We start from the raw sequence: 15,595 nt of genomic DNA, 5'->3' as shown, positions 1-15,595 counted from the left end.
CTGTCATGGACGTCGGTATTCGGGGCAAAAGCCTAGAGGCTTGCCACTTCAGCCCGCACAGCGCCCTCCGCGATCATGCCGGAGACCGGCCTGGTCTCAGCCTGCGACCGGCGTGCCGGTGGTGGTCAGATAGGCCGTCAGGGCATCGGCGATCCCCTGGGCGGCCCGCTGGCGCCACTGTGGGTCCGTCATCCGCTTGGCATCGCCCGAGTTTCGCATGTTGCCGCACTCGATGAACACCTTCGGCACGGTCGAGAGGTTGAGTCCGCCCAGATCCGAACGGGTGTCCAGGCCCTGTTCGGCGATGTAGTCGGCGTAGGGCTCGCCGGTGGCCGCCTTGAAGTCCTGACGGAGCAGCAGGCCCAGGCGGCGGGAGGGCGCGACGATCGCGGAGGTGTCCGCCTTCCCGGCCGTGACCCTGGCGGGCATGATCACGTGGAAGCCGCTGCCGGAGGCCGGGGCGCCGTCGCCGTGCACCGAGACCGCCGCGTCGGCGTGCGCCTCGTTGCCGATCCGGGCCCGCTCGTCCACGCAGGGGCCCCACGGGCGGTCGCCGTCCTGGGTGAGCACCACCTTCGCGCCGAGGCCCTGGAGGATGGCGCGGGCCCGGTGGACCACGTCCAAGGTGTACTCGGCCTCGGTGTACCCGGCGTCGGTCTCGGTGCCGGTGGTGTCGCACTCCTTGTGGCCGTTGCCGATGTCGACCTGGCGGTTGATCTCGGCGCTGTGCCGGCCGTTGGCGGTGTTGTGGCCCGGGTCGAGCAGGATCGTGCGGCCGCTGAGGGGCTGCTGGTGCTGGTCCGGGGCGGTCGCCGAGGCGCCGGGCGTGCTCGGCGTGGCGCTCGGGGTGTCCGGATCGAGCGGGCCGAGCGTGGGCGTGACCGCCGGGGGCAGTGCGGCCGGCAGGGCCGGCGGGTGCTCGGAGCCGCCCCCGGCCACGGCCTGCCAGCCGAGCCACCCCGCGAAGCACAGCGGAAGCAGGACGCAGGCCAGCACGGTGAGCCGGAAAGCGGCCGAGCGTCCGGGGCGGTGCGGGGTGGTGCTGTTCACGAGGTGGTCAGATCCTGTCGTCGGTGCGGGGCGTCAGGCCCAGACTGCCGGCCAGTGGGTTCCACTTGGCGACGAAGGCCTGCTTGGCCTGGGTCGCCTGCGGGTTGAGGTCGGTGGTCCGCTGCAGGTCGGCCGTGACCGGCGCCTTGCCGTTGGCGCAGCCCTGCGAGGCGACCGTACGTGCCCAGGCAGCATACGCACGATCCACCTCGGCCGAGCGCTGCCAGGCCGTCTTGAGCAGCTGGCTGAGGTCGGCGCCGCCCGGGAGGTCGCTCACGCTGAGCTTCGCGAGGGAGGCGACCAGCTGGTCGCGCTGGGTGGCGCCCGCGTCCAGCACCTTCACGGCGGCCGCCGCGGAGCCGGCGGTGCAGGAGCGGACCTGGGCCACGGCGTTGCCGATCGGGGCCTTGGCGTTCTCGCCCTGGGCGAGCAGGTCGTCCAGGGCCTTGGCCTGGGCGGCGGCGTCGGGGCCGGCGCCCGGCGCGGTGGAGGCGGCGGTGGGCGGGCCGGAGCCCGGGTCGGCGGGGGCCTGGCCGGCCGGGGCGGAGCTCGCGCTCTGCGGGGCCGGCGCGGGGGCGGAGCTGTGCGCGGGCGCGGCGGCCGCCGCGTTCTTGTCGTCGCCCTGCATCGCCCACACCGCACCCGCCCCGGCGAGCAGCACCACGACGGCGCCGAGCGCGGCCAGCAGCACCTTGCGGTTGCCGCCGCCGCGGGGCTCGGGGTCGGTGCTCAGGTCCTCGTACTGGCTGTACTGGCCGTAGGAGCCCGGCTGCTGCTGGGCGTAGGACGGGAACTGGCCGCCGGGCTGGTTCGGGAACTGCTGCTGCCCGAACCGGGGCGCCGGGGCGCCGGGCGGCTGGAAGCCGGGGTACGGGGGGCGTCCGCCCTGGCCGGGCCCCTGCGGTCCGCCCGGGACGGGCGGGAGCACGCTGGTCGGCGCGGCGGCGGAGTTGGGGGCGGCGAGCGGGAAGTCACCGGCCGGGTCGGCCGGCGGGAAGCCGTAGCCACCGCCCGGGGCCGCCGGGGCGCCGGCGGCCGGGGGGAAGCCGTACCCGGCCTGGACGGGCGGCTGCCCGGGGCCGGGCGGGAAGCCGTTGGCGGCGGGCCGGGCAGCCTGCGGGGCCGGCCCGCCGGGGCCCGGGCCGGTCGGGGCGCCGGCGGCGGGCGGGAAGCCGTAGCCGGGGTACTGCGGGGCGCTTGGCGGCGGGGGGCCGGGGTTCTGGGCCGGGGGGATGTACGGGCGGGCGATCGGGGCGGTGGGCGCCGGGGGCTGCTGGCCCGGGCGGCGGACCCAGCCGCCCGCACCGCCGCGCGCGGTCGGATCCCAGACCGCCGGAGCGGTGTTCTCCTGGTCGCTCATGCCTGGCTCGCCCCCGCTGTCGTGTCGCGTCGTTCACGGCCGTACCGTCCGGGTTGTTCGCCGACACCGTACCGGCCGGAGCCGGTCGCCGGTACGTCGGCACCCGGTCGACGGTAGGCCATCGGCGATCAGCCGCGCAGCTAATCCCCTGTCGGCAGTCTGCGCAAGTGTGCGAACGTGTCCGTCGTGAACACGGACTTCGTAGCCCAGGCCCGACGGTTGGTGACCGAGCGCTTCCCCGAGGCGCTCGCGGTGGTGCTGGCCGGTTCGGCCGCTTCGGGGCGGGCGACCGCGAGCAGCGACCTCGACCTGGCGGTGCTGGTCGCGGACGGGGAGACCTACCGCGAGACGGTGCGGTTCGAGGGGCGGACGGCCGAGTTGTTCGTCCACACCCGGGAGGGTCTCGTCGAGCTGCTGGCGGCCGATCTGGCCGGCCGGCGCGGCGTCATGCAGAGCATGTACGCGACCGGGCTGCCGCTGTTCGACCCGCACGGCCACGCCGCCGCCGCGCGGGCCCGGGCGGTGGCCGAACTGGCCGCCGGGCCGGCGCCGTTCACGGCCGAGGTGGTCCAGGCCCGCCGGTACGGGCTGACCGATCTGCTGGCCGACCTCGTCGACGCCACCGACCGGGTCGAGGCCCTGGCCATCGGCGCCGACGTGCTCGCCCTGGCGGCCGACCTGCTCTGCGACCACCGCCGGGCCTGGACGGGCAGCGGCAAGTGGTTCCCCCGCCGGCTGCTGGCCGCCGACGCCGAGCTGGGCGGCGCGCTGCTGGCCGGGCACCTGACCCTGTGCGGAGCCGGCGACCCGGCCCCGCTGGCCGCGGCCGCCGCGGCGGTGCTCGACCTGGTCGGCGGCCCGCTCTCGGCGGGCTACCGGCGGGTCTGGCACGGCGTGCTGGTCTCGACCGCGGCCCGGTGAGCTCCGAGGGCCGCCGAGCGGGCTACCTGCGGCGCAGCACCCGCAGGGAGCCCGTGACGGAGAGCTCCTCGAAGCCCTCGGCGAGGGCGCGGAGGTAGACCCGGTACGGCGCCTGGCCGCCGTCCGCCGGGTCCGGGAAGACGTCGTGGATCACCAGCAGGCCGCCGTCGGCCAGGTGCGGGGTCCAGCTCTCGTAGTCGCCGGTGGCGTGCTCGTCGGTGTGGCCGCCGTCGATGAAGACCAGGGCGAGCTGGCCGCCCCAGACGGCCGCGATCTGCGGGGAGCGGCCGACCAGGGCGATCACGTGGTCCTCCAGGCCGGCCCGGTGCAGGGTGCGGCGGAAGAACGGCAGCGTGTCCATCAGCCCGACCTCGGGGTCGACCAGGCCCGGGTCGTGGTACTCCCAGCCCGGCTGCTGCTCCTCCGAACCGCGGTGGTGGTCCACGGTGAGGGCGACGGTGCCCGCCGCCCGGGCCGCGTCCGCCAGCAGGATCGCCGAGCGCCCGCAGTAGGTGCCGATCTCCAGCACCGGCAGGCCCGTCCGGCCGGCCGCCTCGGCCGCCGCCGCGTACAGGGCGAGCCCCTCGTCCAGCGGCATGAAGCCGGTGGCCTGTTCGAAGGCGGCGAGCACCTCCGGGGTGGGGCGCGGGCTGTCGGTCATGGTGCTGCTCCCTGCGGCGCTGGCGGCGGACGGTCCCTGGGACCCTACTGGACGGTAGGGGCAGACCCTAGCCGAGCAGGTTGGCGGCGACCCGGGCCCGGGCCGGGGCCAGCTCGGCCTCGACGGCCCTGCCCTCGGCGGTGCCCAGCACCACGGCGGCCTCGGTGACCGGCCGGTGGTCGAGCATCCGCAGCCGCAGGTAGGTCGGCGGGTGGCTGACGTCCACCGCGCCCAGCTCGCGGATCGAGACCCGCAGCAGCCGCTCCCGCTCCAGCCGCGGCACGGCGGCGAGGTGGTCGCCCAGTGCCGTCCAGAGGTCGGCGGGCTGCTGCTGGCGCTGGCGCGAACCGGCGCGGCCCACGGCGGAGTTGCGGAAGCGGTCGAGCACGGTGCGGGCGCTGGTGCCGAGCAGCAGGGTCTCCAGCATGCCGCGGGCGGCCTCGGTGGAGGCGGTGGTGGCGGCGAGGGCGTCCGCCCGGTACTCGGCCGCCTGGCCGGAGCGGGTGGTCAGCCGGTCGAGCAGGAGCAGCAGTCGCTCCACCAGCCAGGCGCCCGGGCGCAGCAGCGCCTTGGAGAGCACGTCGAGGGTGGAGGCCCGACGGACCCGCGCCGGGCGCAGGATGCGGTACCAGGAGTCCAGGGTGGCCAGGGCGGAGCCGAGCCACAGGCCCCGGCGGGTGTCGCCGTTGACGGAGTGGCCGAGCTCGTGGGCCAGCAGCGCGACCCGCTGCTGGGGGGTGAGCGCCTGCCAGAGCGGTATGCCGATGGTCAGTACGCTGCGGCGGCGCAGCCCGACCCGGCCGAAGGAGGCGTTGAACCTGCCGTTGGTGCGGATCAGGTGGACGGGCTGCGCCCCGAGCACCTGGGCCACCCGGTCGGCCAGGCCGTACAGCGCCGGGGCCTTGTCCCGGGCGAGGACGGTGCCGCGCTCCGGGGCCCGCCCGAGGGAGGGGCGGGTGCCGACGGCGAGGACGGCGAGCCCGAGCAGGCCGACCGCCCGCAGCGGCAGGGTGCCGAGCGCCAGCAGGGCCGCACAGCCGGCGAACGCGACCAGGCTGGCCAGGTGGATCAGGGTCGCCAGGGTCAGGGCGGCGAGCCCGGCCGAGCCGCCTCGGCCGGCCGGGTCGGCGGCCAGGGCGTCGTACAGCTGCTCGACCCGGGCCCGGACGGCCTTCTTCCGGGCCTCCTCGCGGCGCTCGGCGCGGGCCGCCTTGCGCTGCTGGCGGCGGGTGCGGTGCGGGGTGGCCTCGATGGGGGCGGGGGAGAGGTTCCACTCGCAGGCGGGGCACCAGGAGACGTGGTTCCCCGAGTCGGGGAGGTCGGTGCCGCAGCTGGGGCAGGCGCGGGTGCCGTGGAGGACAGGGGTCGACATGGTGAGCGATCATGCCAGAGCGGCGAAGATCCGGTGGAGGGATTTTCCCCAGGTCGGCGGGCCGGGGCGGGGCACCGTGGCGCGGCGGCGGACGGGTGGGTAAGGTCGGCCTTTCTAGAACGCGTTCTAGCAGGTGCGGCTGGCGCGTTCCGCCGACGTCCGGGGAGTCACCATGCGCGCTGCCGTCCTGCACGAGACCGGCCAGGAGAAGCTCGAGGTCCGCGACGACGTCGAGGCGGTGGGCTTCGGGCCCGGCCGGGTGCGGGTGCGGCTGCGCGCCACCAGTCTGTGCCACTCGGACCTCTCCGCGATGAGCGGGGTGCTGCCGCAGCCCGCGCCGTTCGTGCCGGGGCACGAGGGTGCGGGGGATGTGGTCGAGGTCGGCGAGGGAGTCACCGGGGTCGCCGTGGGCGACCGGGTGGTGCTCTGCTGGATGCCGTCCTGCGGGGTGTGCGAGCTCTGCCGCCGGGGCGCCACCCACCTGTGCGTCAGCAGCCTGCGCCGGCTCGGCGCACCGGGCTTCGCCTTCGGCGACGGCCGGACGGCCGCAGGCTTCTACGGCACCGGCACCTTCGCGCAGGAGGTGGTGGTCACGGCGGACAGCGTGATCAAGGTGACCGACGAACTCCCCTACGACCTGGCTGCGTTGATCGGCTGCGGGGTCACCACCGGGGTCGGCGCCGCGGTCAACACCGCGCGGGTCGAGCCCGGCTCCTCGGTCGCGGTGATCGGCGCGGGCGGGGTCGGCATCGCCGCCGTCCAGGGGGCGCGGATCTGCGGCGCGGCCCGGATCACCGTGGTCGACCCGGTCGAGTCCCGCCGGGAGCGGGCGCTGGCCTTCGGCGCGACCGACGCCGTGGCGCCGGAAGGGCTCAAGGCCGCCGCGAAGAGCCAGGCGGCCGGCGGCTACGACTACGTCTTCGAGGCCGTCGGCCGCGGCGCCACCGTCCGCGCGGGCTACGACGCGGCCCGGCGCGGCGGCGCCGTGGTGGTGATCGGCGCCGGGGCCAAGGACGACCAGGTCTCCTTCAGCATGGGCGAGTTGTTCTTCAACGAGAAGCGGATGCTGACCTCGATGTACGGCGGCGGCGACGTCCGCCGCACCGCCGCACTGGTGGTCGACCTCTGGCGCGCCGGCCGCCTCGACCTCGCGGGCATGATCACCCACCGCCTCCCGCTCGCCGAGGTCAACGAGGCCGTCACCCAGATGCGCACCGGCGAGGCGCTGCGCACGGTGCTCACCTTGGACTGACCTCCCCGGGTCGGACGCCCGTACGATGATCATGAGCGGGCGCACGGGGGCGCCCGGACGGATCACGGGGGCGGGCCGGTTGAAGATCTTCGAGCAGCGGTACGAGGGGCGGCTGCGCCTGGGGCTGGTCGCGCTGGCGGTGGCCCTGGGAGTGTGGATCTTCCTGCTGGGCGCGCACCCGCAGGGGCACGCGGAGGTGCGCAACTGGTCCAGCTCCTGGATCGGGCTCGACATCCTCGAACTGCTCGGCCTGCTGGCCACCGCCCTGCTATATCCGAAGCACCCGGCCTACCTGGCCCCCGTCGCCGCCGCCTCGGCCACGCTCTTCGGCATCGACGCCTGGTTCGACACCATGACGGCCCTGGCCGGCGCCGACTGGTACGCCGCCTGGACCTTCGCCCTGGTCGCGGAGGTGCCGCTGACGGTGCTGCTCGCCGCCCTCGCCGTCCGCACGGCCCGGCGGACGGCGAGGCAGCCGGGCTGAGCCGTCAGCCCATGCTCTTCGCGCCGTCGATCGCCTCACGGATGATGTCGGCGTGGCCCGCGTGCTGGGCCGTCTCGGCCACGATGTGCATCAGCACCCGGCGGGCCGACCAGCTCGCGTCGGCCTCGAACCACGGAGCCTTCGGCAGCGGCTGGGTGGCGTCCAGGTCGGGCAGGGTGGCGACCAACTCGTCCGTGCGGGCGGCCACTTCCTCGTAGGCGGCGAGCACGCCCGCCAGCGTCTCGCCGGGCAGCAGGCGGAACTCGTCGGCCCGGCGGGCGAAGTCCTCCTCCGTCCAGGTGGTGAAGTCCGGCATCGCCGAGGGGCCGGTCACGACGAACTCCGCCCAGAGCCGCTCGACGTTGGTCACGTGCTTGACCAGGCCGCCCAGGCAGAGCTCGCTCACCGTGGTGCGGGCCCCCGCCTGCTCGTCCGTCAGGTCACGGGTGGTCAGGCGGAGGAACTTGCGCTGCTTGGCCAGGGCCACCAGCAGGTCGGCGCGCTCACCGGTCAGCTGGGCAGGGGTGGTCGTGGTCATGGTGGCCTCCGTCGGCTCGTTCGCTGTCTGCCTTCGAGAACTACGGTACGGAGACCTCCGGTCAGTTCCTGTCCTGAATTGCGAGGAGAATCGGCGCCATGGCGAACACCTCCGCACGGACGCTGCGGCTGCTCTCCCTGCTCCAGACCCACCGGTACTGGCCGGGGGAGGAGCTGGCCGACCGGCTCGGCGTCTCCGTCCGGACGCTGCGGCGGGACGTGGACCGGCTGCGCGAGCTCGGCTACCCCGTCGAGGCGCAGCGCGGCGTGGACGGCGGGTACCAGCTGGCCGCCGGGGCCGCGCTGCCGCCGCTGGTGATCGACGACGAGGAGGCGGTGGCCCTCGCGGTCGGGCTGCAGGCGGCGGCCGAGGGGGCGGTGGAGGGCATCGCGGAGGCCTCGGTACGGGTGCTCGCCAAGGTGGTGCAGGTGATGCCCGGGCGGCTGCGGCGGCGGGTGGAGGCGCTGCGGGCGATGACGGTGCCGGTGGCCGACCGGTTCGGCGGGGCCGGTGCGGCGGTCGACCCGGACGGACTCACGGTGCTCGCACTGGCCTGCCGCGACAGCGAGCAGCTCGGCTTCGGCTACGCCACCGCCGACGGCCGCCGCAGCGACCGGCTGGTCGAGCCGCACCGGCTGGTCTGCCTGCACCGCCGCTGGTACCTGGTCGCCTACGACCTCACCCGGCAGGACTGGCGCACCTTCCGGGTCGACCGGATCAGCACGCCGCAGGGCGGCGGGGCCCGCTTCCGGCCCCGGGCGCTCCCGGCCGCCGACGCCGCCGAGTTCGTCCGGGCCCGGATCGAGGGCGTGCCGCGCCCGTACCTGGTGGAGGCACTGGTCGCCGCCCCGGCCGAGACCGTCCGCGCCCAGGTCGGCCGCTGGGGCGAGATCGAGGAGAGCGACACCCCCGGCCACTGCCGGCTGCGGATGACCGCCGACTCCCTCGACTGGCCGATGATGGCCCTCGGCAGCCTGGGCGCGGAGTTCCGCGTCCTCGCCCCGCCGGAGCTGCGCAGCCACCTCGCCGACTGGTCGGCCCGCTTCGCCCGCGCGGCCGCCTCCGCCGGGTGAGTCAGGCGGCCGCTGCGTAGAGCAGCTCCCGCAGGCCCGGGGCGGCCTCCCGGCCGGCGCGCCAGACCAGGCGCAGGCGCAGCGCCGGAGCGGCCAGCGCGAGGCGGGTCAGGACGCCGGCGGCGAGGTCGTCGTGGACGGCGAACTCGGGGAGCAGGGCCAGGCCGAGGCCCTGGGCGGCGCAGGCCCGGGTGACGGCGACACCGCCGGTCGGCAGCCGGTCGAGCTCGGGGCCGAGCAGCCGCCGACCGGCCAGGTGGGTGCCGCTCAGGCGGTACGGGCGGCGGCGTGCGGGAGGGTGCGGACGCTGGTGAAGACCAGCGGGGACAGTGCCGCGACGGCGTAGAGCAGGGCGGTCACCGTGGCCAGCTCCCTGCCGCCGATCGCCGCCGCGAGCGGGCCGACACTCAACTGGCCGACGGGGATGGCGAGATAGGAGAGCAGGTCGTCGTAGGAGGAGACCCGGGAGAGGGCCTCGCCGGGCACGTGCTCCTGCAGGGAGGTGTCCCAGCTGACGGCGGCCAGGCCCGAGCCGCAGCCGCCGGCGAACGCGGCGGCCAACAGGGCGGGCAGCGACAGCCCGGCGCCGAGGGCGAGCAGCGGCAGTGCGCCGAGCACGCTCACCGCCACGCCCGTCCGCAGCAGGTGCCGCACCGCCAGCCGGTAGGCCAGCGCGCTGGCCAGCAGCATCCCGGCGCCCCGGACGCTGAGCAGCAGCCCCCAGCCGGCGGTCGAGCTGACCTCCCTGGTCAGCTGCGGGCCGAGGATCTGCCAGGTGCCGGTCTGCACCAGGTTCATCAGGAAGAATGCCGTCGTCACCCGCCACACCCAGCCCTGCCGGGTGAACTCGGCCCAGCCCGAACGGAGTTCGGCCAGCAGCCGGGACTTCGGGCGTTCGGCGGTGCCGGCGATGGGCAGGCGGGCCAGGAAGACGGCGGCGAGCAGGTAGCTGGCCGCGTCGGCCGCCACCGCCACCCCTCCGTTGCTGGCGGCGACCAGCAGACCGGCCGCGCTCGGGCCGAGGATCTTGGCGGCGTTGGCCAGCGAGCCGAGCAGCGCATTGGCCTGCCGCAGCTGCTCCCGGTCGACCAGCTGCGGCACCACCCCGCGCAGCGCCGGGGAGGTGAAGGCCGCCAGGACGCCGTTCAGCAGGGCGAGCGCGGAGGCCGAGAGGAGGGTGTAGTGGTGGGTCAACAGCAGTACGGCGAAGGCGCCTTGGGTGAGCCCCGAGCCGAGATGGGCCACCAGCAGCACGGTGCGGCGGGAGAAGCGGTCGGCGGCCGCGCCGCCGAGCAGCAGGAAGGCCAGCATCGGCACCGTCCGGGTGGCGAGCACGATCCCGAGATCGGTGATGCCGGGCGCGGCGTCCAGCACGGCGAAGGCCAGCGCCACGGGGGCCATCGCGCTGCCGAGCAGCGAGACCAGCCGCCCGGCGAAGAACCGGCGGAAGGCAGGGCTGCGCAGGGGTGAAGGGAGTGGAGTGGTCACCGGGCCGAGTCTGGTGGGCCTGGTCCGGCGAGCACTATTCTTTCGCCCCCAGGCGAAAGAAAGGGGGGGAGTCGGTGTCACTGCTGCGGCTGACCCCCACGGCGCTCGCGCACTCCCGGTTCGCGCTCTCCCCGATGGCCGAGACGCTGGCCTCGGCCATCCTGCTCAGCCGCGCCTGTGTGGACCCCTGGATCGCGCCCTGGCACGCCCGGCACCACGCCGCCTATCTGGAGCTGCTCGCGGCCGACCCGTTCGCCCGCGGTCTGGTCGCCCTGGTCGGCTCCACCAAGTGGCTGCCCACGTATGTCACCTTCCCACCGGAGGGCGGCATGCGGACCGCGCTGGCCGGGGAGCTGGCGCGGCTGGCGGCGGTGCCGGACGAGCGGGTGCGGGAGGATCTCGCGCGGTCGGTGGAGCACAGCTGGCAGCGCCACGACCTCGGTTGGCTGACCGGCCGTGACCTGGCGCCGCGCACCGCCGAGCTGCTCGGCGAGGTCTGGCGGCGGCACATCGCCGCGGACTGGCCCCGCCGCCGGGCCCTGCTCGAACGGGACGTCACCTACCGGGCGGGTCTGCTGGCCGCGTACGGCTGGCCCAGGGCGCTGGAGCGGATGAACAAGTTCAGCGCCTGGGTGGGCGCCGACCAGATCCGCTTCACGACCCGGCCGGGGCCGGTCCGGGAGGTGGGGGAGGCCGGCCTGCTCTTCGTCCCGGTCAGCGCCTGCAGCGGCACCTGGCTGGGGGAGGCGCCGTCCGGCCGGTACGCGCTGGTGTACCCCGCGCGGGGGACGGGCGCCGAGCAGGCGGCCCTGCCTGCGGAGCGCCCGCCGGGGGCACTGGACCGGCTGATCGGGCGTGGCCGGGCCGCGGTGCTGCGTGAGCTGGAGCGCCCGGCGACCAGCAGCGAACTGGCCGCCCAGCTCGGTGTGTCGCTGGGCACGATCGGCGGTCACCTGGCGGTGCTGCGGGATGCCGAACTGGTCACCAACGCCCGGGTGGGCCGCCGCGTGGTCTACCGCCGCACGGCGGCGGGAGACCAGTTGGCAGGCGAACGGCCCCGGTAGGGGCCGGATTTGTTGGTCAGCGGCGGTGGCGGCCGTGCGGGTCCGCCTCGGCGGTGTCGTCGGGTGCGGTGGAGCCGCGGTGGCGGCCGTGCGGGGCGTCCGGGGTGGAGGCCTCGTCGGTGCCGGGAGCCGTGGTCTCGTGCTCGGGGGTGTCGGTGAGGGTCTCGGACATCGTCGTTCGTCTTCTCCGTGCAAAGGGTCCTGGTACGTGGGCCACCATAGCGGCCCGAATCGCCTGCCCGCTGACGTGTCCGGGGCGGGTAGGGGTTCCGCGGTCAGCAGGCGGTGGCCGTGTCCTGGCTGCGCCAGTGGCCGACCAGGTCGCGGTAGCGGGGGGAGAGCACCTGCAGGTCGCCGTGGCGGGCGGTGACGCCGCGGCCGGCGTCGAGGATCAGGACGCGATCGGCGCGCAGCGCCGAGCCGAGCCGGTGGGCGATCACCACCAGGGTGCCCGGGCGGGCCGCGAAGGCCGCCTCCACCCGGGCCTCGGCGGCCGCGTCGAGCCGGCTGGTCGCCTCGTCCAGGATCACCACCGGCGCGGGGGAGAGGTAGGTGCGCACCAGGGCGAGCAGCTGGCGCTCCCCGGCGGACAGCCCCTCGCCCAGCTCCGCGTCCAACCCGCCCAGCCGTGCCACCAGTTCACCCGCGCCGAGCAGCTCGACCACCTCCGCCAGCAGCTCCGGCGCCACCGGGGCCGGCCAGCACAGGTTCTCCCGCACCGTCCCGGTGAAGACGTACGCCTCCTGCGGCACCAGCGCCAGCAGCCCGGCCCGCTCCGGCCCGGTCACCTCGTGCGGCCGGACGCCGCCGACCAGCACCTCTCCCCGCTGCGGCACCAACAGCCCGGCCAGCAGCGCCGCCAGGGTCGACTTGCCGGTACCGCTCGGCCCGACCACCGCCAGGTGCTCCCCGGGCGCCAACTCCAGCTCGAAATCGTCGAGCACGGGCTGCGCGGCGGGCCCGTACGCATGCCCGAGCCCGCGCACCCGGACGGTCGCGTCAGATGCGGCTGGTACGGCTGGTACGGCTGGTACGGCTGCCGGGGGCTGGGCGGCGGCCCCCGGCAGGGTGGCCAGGCGGTCCAGGGTGACGGCCAGCTCCAGCACCCAGCCGCCGACCGTGCCCGCCAAGGTCCGCACCGCCGGCTCCAGTTGCTGCAGCAGGTAGGCGGCCACGCCGAGCGCCTGGCCGAGGGTGAGCCGGCCGGAGTGGACCAGCCAGGGGGCGGCCAGCACGACGGCCAGCACCGGGGCCCGGCCGGCCAGCGCCACGGCGAGCGTGCGCAGTGCCGTGGCCCGGCCCAACGCCCGCACGGCTGCGCCCTGTTCGCGGACAGCGGCGGTCAGGGCTGCCCCGACGCGCTGCTGTGCGCCGCAGGCGGCGATGTCCCGCAGGCCCTCGAAGGCCCGGGTGGTCTCCGCCGCCACCCGCTCGTCCGCCAGCACGACCGCCCGGCGGCGGGCCAGCAGCGGGCGCAGCAGCCTGGCGAAGAGCAGCCCGCCGAGCAGCAGCGGCGGCAGGACCAGCGGCATGGTGACCGGAGCCAGCAGGGCGAGGCCGAGCAGGGCGGCGGCCAGTGTCATGCCCACCCCGCGCAGGGTGCGCAGCAGGGTGGCGGTCAACTGCCGGACCGACTCGACCTGTTCGGTCAGCCGGGCGACGGCCGCCGGGTCCGGCTCCGGCCGGGTGAGCGCACTGCCGACCACCCTGGCCACCAGCGCGTCCCGCAGCGGCTCCACCACGGCCGCCACGTACGGGAACGCCGCGCGGGTCGCGTACGCCCGCACCCCGTACGCCACCCCGAGCCCGGCCAGCCACCCGCACCCCACCACCGGCCGTCCGGCCAGGAACCCCTGGTCCACCGCCCCCGACACCAACAACCCGCCCAGCAGCGCGGGCAGCGCCTCCACCCCGGACCACACCAGCACCCGCACCACGGCGGGCCGGGTACTGCGCAGTTGCCGCCCGAGCAGCGCCCAACCAGGAGAGACCTTCACCGGGCCACCTCCGCGAGTTGCACTCTCCATGGGCGCGAGGAACTGCGCGAAGCCGGAAGAGGCGTGGCAGTTCGCTTCCGCAGAGAGCCAGTTGCACTTTGCAAGGGGCGCGGGGAACTGCGCGAGGGCGGAAGGCAGAGACCTGTCGTCTTCCGCACTCGCGCAGTTCCCCGCGCCCCTGGAGAGTGCAACTTGCGGAGGTGGCCCGGGCTCCGGCCGGTGGCGTGCGTCACGAGAGTTCCTGTTCGAGGTGGGCGCCCGCGAGGGTGGCGCGGTAGGCGGGGTCGGTGAGCAGGGTGGCGTGCGGGGCCAGGGCGCGGAGGCGGCCGTGGTCGAGCCAGGCGACCAGGTCGGCTTCGGCGGCGGCGCGGGCGCGGTGGGCGACGATCAGGCGGGTGCGGCCCCGGGTGGTCTCGGCCAGGGCCTGGGAGACCTGGTGCTCGGTGGCGAGGTCGAGGCTGGAGGTCGCGTCGTCGAGGACCATCACGCGCGGGCCCTGCCCGAGCAGCCGGGCCAGGCCGAGGCGCTGCAACTCGCCGCCGGAGAGTCGGAGTTCGTGCGGGGGAGTGCGGCGCCCGGCCGGGAGGCGGGCCAGGAAGCCGTCGGCCCGGGCGGCCCGGAGCTGCTCGGCGCCCGCCCCCTCCAGGGCCTCCGCCACGGTGGCCCCGACCAGCACCGGCCGCTCGAAGGCGTACCCGACGGCCCGCCGCAGCGCCTCGACGGAGAGGCCGTCCACCGGCGCGCCGTCGATCAGCACCCGCCCCTCGCTCGGCTCCCGCAGCCGCCCGGCCAGCTCGGTCAGCAGCGACTTGCCCGAGCCCGACCGCCCCACCAGGGCGACCGTCCGCCCGCCCGGCACGGTCAGCGAGAGCGGCCCGAGCAGCACCTGCCCGCCCTCCCGGACCACCACTTCCTCGAAGACCAACTCGCCAGGCCCGTCCGGAAGTTCTCTGGAACCGAGCGATGGCAGAGGATCGGCCAGCACCTCGTCCACCCGGGCCTGCCCGGCCCGCGCGTGGGCCACCCCGGCCAGCGCCTCGACCTGCTCGAAGAAGCCGACCCCGAGCGCCGTCCACCCGGCCGCTGCCGCCAGCGCCCCCGGCGGCAGGGTGCCGTGTGCGACCAGCAGCCCGGCCGTGCCCAGCACCGCCAGCTCCACCACGGCCACCAGCGCGGTGGCCTGCCAGACGGTCCGCCGCTGGGTGGCCCACAACGCGTGCCCGGCGGCGGAGAGTTCGGGCAGGGGTCGCAACACCCGTGCGGTCTCCCGCTGTTCGGCCCCGGCGGCGCGGATGCTGCGCAGACCGCCGAGCGCCTGAGTCAGTCCGGCGGCCAGCCGGGACTGCACCTCCTGGTAACGCTGGAAAGCCGTACCGGCCTGGACCAGGAAGAGCCGGATCACCACCACCCCGGGGACGACCCCGGCGAAGAAGGCCAGCGCCAGCCAGGGCGAGAGCACCCCGAGGCCGACCACCGCCCCCAGTGAGGTGAGCAGCGCGGCCACCGCGCCGAGCCGGGCCGCGAAGCCGCCGCCGGCGTCGGCGGCGGCGCCCACCAGCCGGGCCGTCAGATCGCCGGGTGCCCGGCCCTGCGCCGGGCCGAGCGCGAGCACGTGCCCGAGCAGCCGGCTGCGCAGCTCCACCGTGGCCGCCGCCCCGCAGGCCGGACCGGCGGCCGCCGCGACCGCACTCGCCACCGCCCCCGCCACCAGCACCCCGGCCACGGCCCAGACCCCCCTGCCACCGTCGATCGCCCCGGCCACCACGCCGGGCACGGCCAGCGTGGCCGCAGCCTCCACCGGCACCGCCACCCCCAAAGCCACCCGCCAGCCCCGCACGCCGCTCACTTCCCCTTCCGGGCTTGTCCGACACTTCCCACCGGGTCCCTGCCTCCCCCAGCCTTCGGCCGGGAGGTGCCCCCTCGGGACGCGCCCTCCTTCGCGGGGCCCGAGCAGCTCCGCCACGAGGGCCTCCCTGTCGCACGCCGACAGCACGCGCCAAGAGCCCTGGGCCCGGATACACGTGATCGGCCGTGCCACCCCCGCAGGGGAGCGGCACGGCCGATCGGAGACCTACTAGGCGATCGTGAAGAGCAGGCAGGTCAGGATCAGGCAGGTGTACTGGCAGCCGCCACCCTGGCCGGTCAGCTCGACGGACTCGGTCTCCGGCAGCTCCTGCAGGGCCGCGAGGTCGGTCTCGAAGTCGGTGAAGTTCTGCATGGTGTTTCCTCCCCTTGTCGGTCGTCGGCCGGTGCTCGGGGGCGGGCCGCATGCAGGCCCGGACCAGGTCGACCAGCTCCACCGGCAGCCCGGAGAGGTCCGGCTGGTCGCGCAGCA

The 15,595-nt window shown here is 75.9% G+C and carries 15 protein-coding genes; 5 read left to right on the top strand and 10 right to left on the bottom strand.

Going from position 1 to position 15,595, the window contains the following annotated elements; genetic code table 11:
• Nucleotides 1-96: 96 nt before the first annotated feature.
• Both ABT095_RS09410 and ABT095_RS09405 read right to left on the bottom strand, forming a co-directional pair.
• On the bottom strand, nucleotides 97-1,050 hold the full coding sequence (locus ABT095_RS09410; RefSeq protein ID WP_350528732.1) for an N-acetylmuramoyl-L-alanine amidase: 954 nt from the start codon (nucleotides 1,048-1,050) through the stop codon (nucleotides 97-99).
• A 7-nt stretch (nucleotides 1,051-1,057) separates the two neighbouring features.
• Nucleotides 1,058-2,410, bottom strand: coding sequence for a hypothetical protein (locus ABT095_RS09405; RefSeq protein WP_350528731.1), 1,353 nt, complete (start codon nucleotides 2,408-2,410; stop codon nucleotides 1,058-1,060).
• Nucleotides 2,411-2,587: 177 nt separating this feature from the next.
• Between ABT095_RS09405 and ABT095_RS09400 the strand changes: the two genes are divergently transcribed.
• Nucleotides 2,588-3,331 (top strand): nucleotidyltransferase domain-containing protein, encoded by a 744-nt coding sequence (locus ABT095_RS09400; protein WP_350528730.1) that lies wholly within the window; start codon nucleotides 2,588-2,590, stop codon nucleotides 3,329-3,331.
• A gap of 22 nt (nucleotides 3,332-3,353) precedes the next feature.
• On the opposite strand, the gene ABT095_RS09395 is transcribed toward ABT095_RS09400, so the two are convergent.
• Together ABT095_RS09395 and ABT095_RS09390 are read right to left on the bottom strand one after the other, a co-directional pair.
• Nucleotides 3,354-3,992, bottom strand: a complete 639-nt coding sequence (locus tag ABT095_RS09395) for a class I SAM-dependent methyltransferase (protein WP_350528729.1) — start codon at nucleotides 3,990-3,992, stop codon at nucleotides 3,354-3,356.
• A gap of 67 nt (nucleotides 3,993-4,059) precedes the next feature.
• Nucleotides 4,060-5,364: a M48 family metallopeptidase gene (locus ABT095_RS09390; RefSeq protein ID WP_350528728.1), complete on the bottom strand. Its 1,305-nt coding sequence runs from the start codon at nucleotides 5,362-5,364 to the stop codon at nucleotides 4,060-4,062.
• A gap of 172 nt (nucleotides 5,365-5,536) precedes the next feature.
• Here ABT095_RS09390 and ABT095_RS09385 point away from each other — a divergent pair, with 172 nt between their 5' ends.
• Nucleotides 5,537-6,616, top strand: coding sequence for a Zn-dependent alcohol dehydrogenase (locus ABT095_RS09385; RefSeq protein WP_350528727.1), 1,080 nt, complete (start codon nucleotides 5,537-5,539; stop codon nucleotides 6,614-6,616).
• A gap of 31 nt (nucleotides 6,617-6,647) precedes the next feature.
• On the top strand, nucleotides 6,648-7,100 hold the full coding sequence (locus tag ABT095_RS09380; protein ID WP_350528726.1) for a hypothetical protein: 453 nt from the start codon (nucleotides 6,648-6,650) through the stop codon (nucleotides 7,098-7,100).
• A 4-nt stretch (nucleotides 7,101-7,104) separates the two neighbouring features.
• On the opposite strand, the gene ABT095_RS09375 is transcribed toward ABT095_RS09380, so the two are convergent.
• The gene (locus tag ABT095_RS09375) at nucleotides 7,105-7,638 is read right to left on the bottom strand and encodes a DinB family protein (protein ID WP_350528725.1); all 534 of its coding nucleotides are present in this window, start codon (nucleotides 7,636-7,638) and stop codon (nucleotides 7,105-7,107) included.
• A gap of 98 nt (nucleotides 7,639-7,736) precedes the next feature.
• On the opposite strand from ABT095_RS09375, the gene ABT095_RS09370 reads away from it, so the two are divergent.
• Entirely contained in the window at nucleotides 7,737-8,711 is a 975-nt protein-coding gene (locus ABT095_RS09370; protein ID WP_350528724.1) for a helix-turn-helix transcriptional regulator, read from the top strand.
• 267 nt (nucleotides 8,712-8,978) lie between these two features.
• On the opposite strand, the gene ABT095_RS09365 is transcribed toward ABT095_RS09370, so the two are convergent.
• The gene (locus ABT095_RS09365) at nucleotides 8,979-10,199 is read right to left on the bottom strand and encodes an MFS transporter (RefSeq protein ID WP_350528723.1); all 1,221 of its coding nucleotides are present in this window, start codon (nucleotides 10,197-10,199) and stop codon (nucleotides 8,979-8,981) included.
• A 74-nt stretch (nucleotides 10,200-10,273) separates the two neighbouring features.
• On the opposite strand from ABT095_RS09365, the gene ABT095_RS09360 reads away from it, so the two are divergent.
• Complete coding sequence (locus ABT095_RS09360; protein ID WP_350528722.1) at nucleotides 10,274-11,263, top strand: ArsR/SmtB family transcription factor; 990 nt, start codon at nucleotides 10,274-10,276, stop codon at nucleotides 11,261-11,263.
• 16 nt (nucleotides 11,264-11,279) lie between these two features.
• On the opposite strand, the gene ABT095_RS09355 is transcribed toward ABT095_RS09360, so the two are convergent.
• From ABT095_RS09355 to ABT095_RS09340, 4 genes are all read right to left on the bottom strand, one after another.
• Nucleotides 11,280-11,435, bottom strand: a complete 156-nt coding sequence (locus ABT095_RS09355; RefSeq protein ID WP_350528721.1) for a hypothetical protein — start codon at nucleotides 11,433-11,435, stop codon at nucleotides 11,280-11,282.
• A gap of 103 nt (nucleotides 11,436-11,538) precedes the next feature.
• Complete coding sequence (locus ABT095_RS09350; RefSeq protein WP_350528720.1) at nucleotides 11,539-13,260, bottom strand: ATP-binding cassette domain-containing protein; 1,722 nt, start codon at nucleotides 13,258-13,260, stop codon at nucleotides 11,539-11,541.
• A 229-nt stretch (nucleotides 13,261-13,489) separates the two neighbouring features.
• Nucleotides 13,490-15,106 carry an ATP-binding cassette domain-containing protein gene (locus ABT095_RS09345; protein WP_350528719.1) on the bottom strand — a complete coding sequence of 539 codons (1,617 nt, stop codon included), beginning with the start codon at nucleotides 15,104-15,106 and terminating at the stop codon, nucleotides 13,490-13,492.
• 228 nt (nucleotides 15,107-15,334) lie between these two features.
• Nucleotides 15,335-15,478 carry a VenA family class IV lanthipeptide gene (locus ABT095_RS09340; RefSeq protein ID WP_158702126.1) on the bottom strand — a complete coding sequence of 48 codons (144 nt, stop codon included), beginning with the start codon at nucleotides 15,476-15,478 and terminating at the stop codon, nucleotides 15,335-15,337.
• Nucleotides 15,479-15,595: the final 117 nt, after the last annotated feature.

Origin of the sequence: Kitasatospora sp. NPDC002227 (assembly GCF_040296285.1) — a bacterium.
Classification (GTDB): domain Bacteria; phylum Actinomycetota; class Actinomycetes; order Streptomycetales; family Streptomycetaceae; genus Kitasatospora.
Note: the sequence above shows the minus strand (reverse complement) of the source record. Positions and strands in the feature narration are given on the sequence as shown.

Bases quoted from the DNA above. Each gene is read 5' to 3' on its own strand.
- ABT095_RS09405 (WP_350528731.1), bottom strand. From the start codon at position 2,410: ATGAGCGACCAGGAGAACACCGCTCCGGCGGTCTGGGATCCGACCGCG.
- ABT095_RS09395 (WP_350528729.1), bottom strand. From the start codon at position 3,992: ATGACCGACAGCCCGCGCCCCACCCCGGAGGTGCTCGCCGCCTTCGAA.
- ABT095_RS09390 (WP_350528728.1), bottom strand. From the start codon at position 5,364: ATGTCGACCCCTGTCCTCCACGGCACCCGCGCCTGCCCCAGCTGCGGC.
- ABT095_RS09385 (WP_350528727.1), top strand. From the start codon at position 5,537: ATGCGCGCTGCCGTCCTGCACGAGACCGGCCAGGAGAAGCTCGAGGTC.
- ABT095_RS09380 (WP_350528726.1), top strand. From the start codon at position 6,648: ATGAGCGGGCGCACGGGGGCGCCCGGACGGATCACGGGGGCGGGCCGG.
- ABT095_RS09375 (WP_350528725.1), bottom strand. From the start codon at position 7,638: ATGACCACGACCACCCCTGCCCAGCTGACCGGTGAGCGCGCCGACCTG.
- ABT095_RS09370 (WP_350528724.1), top strand. From the start codon at position 7,737: ATGGCGAACACCTCCGCACGGACGCTGCGGCTGCTCTCCCTGCTCCAG.
- ABT095_RS09355 (WP_350528721.1), bottom strand. From the start codon at position 11,435: ATGTCCGAGACCCTCACCGACACCCCCGAGCACGAGACCACGGCTCCC.
- ABT095_RS09340 (WP_158702126.1), bottom strand. From the start codon at position 15,478: ATGCAGAACTTCACCGACTTCGAGACCGACCTCGCGGCCCTGCAGGAG.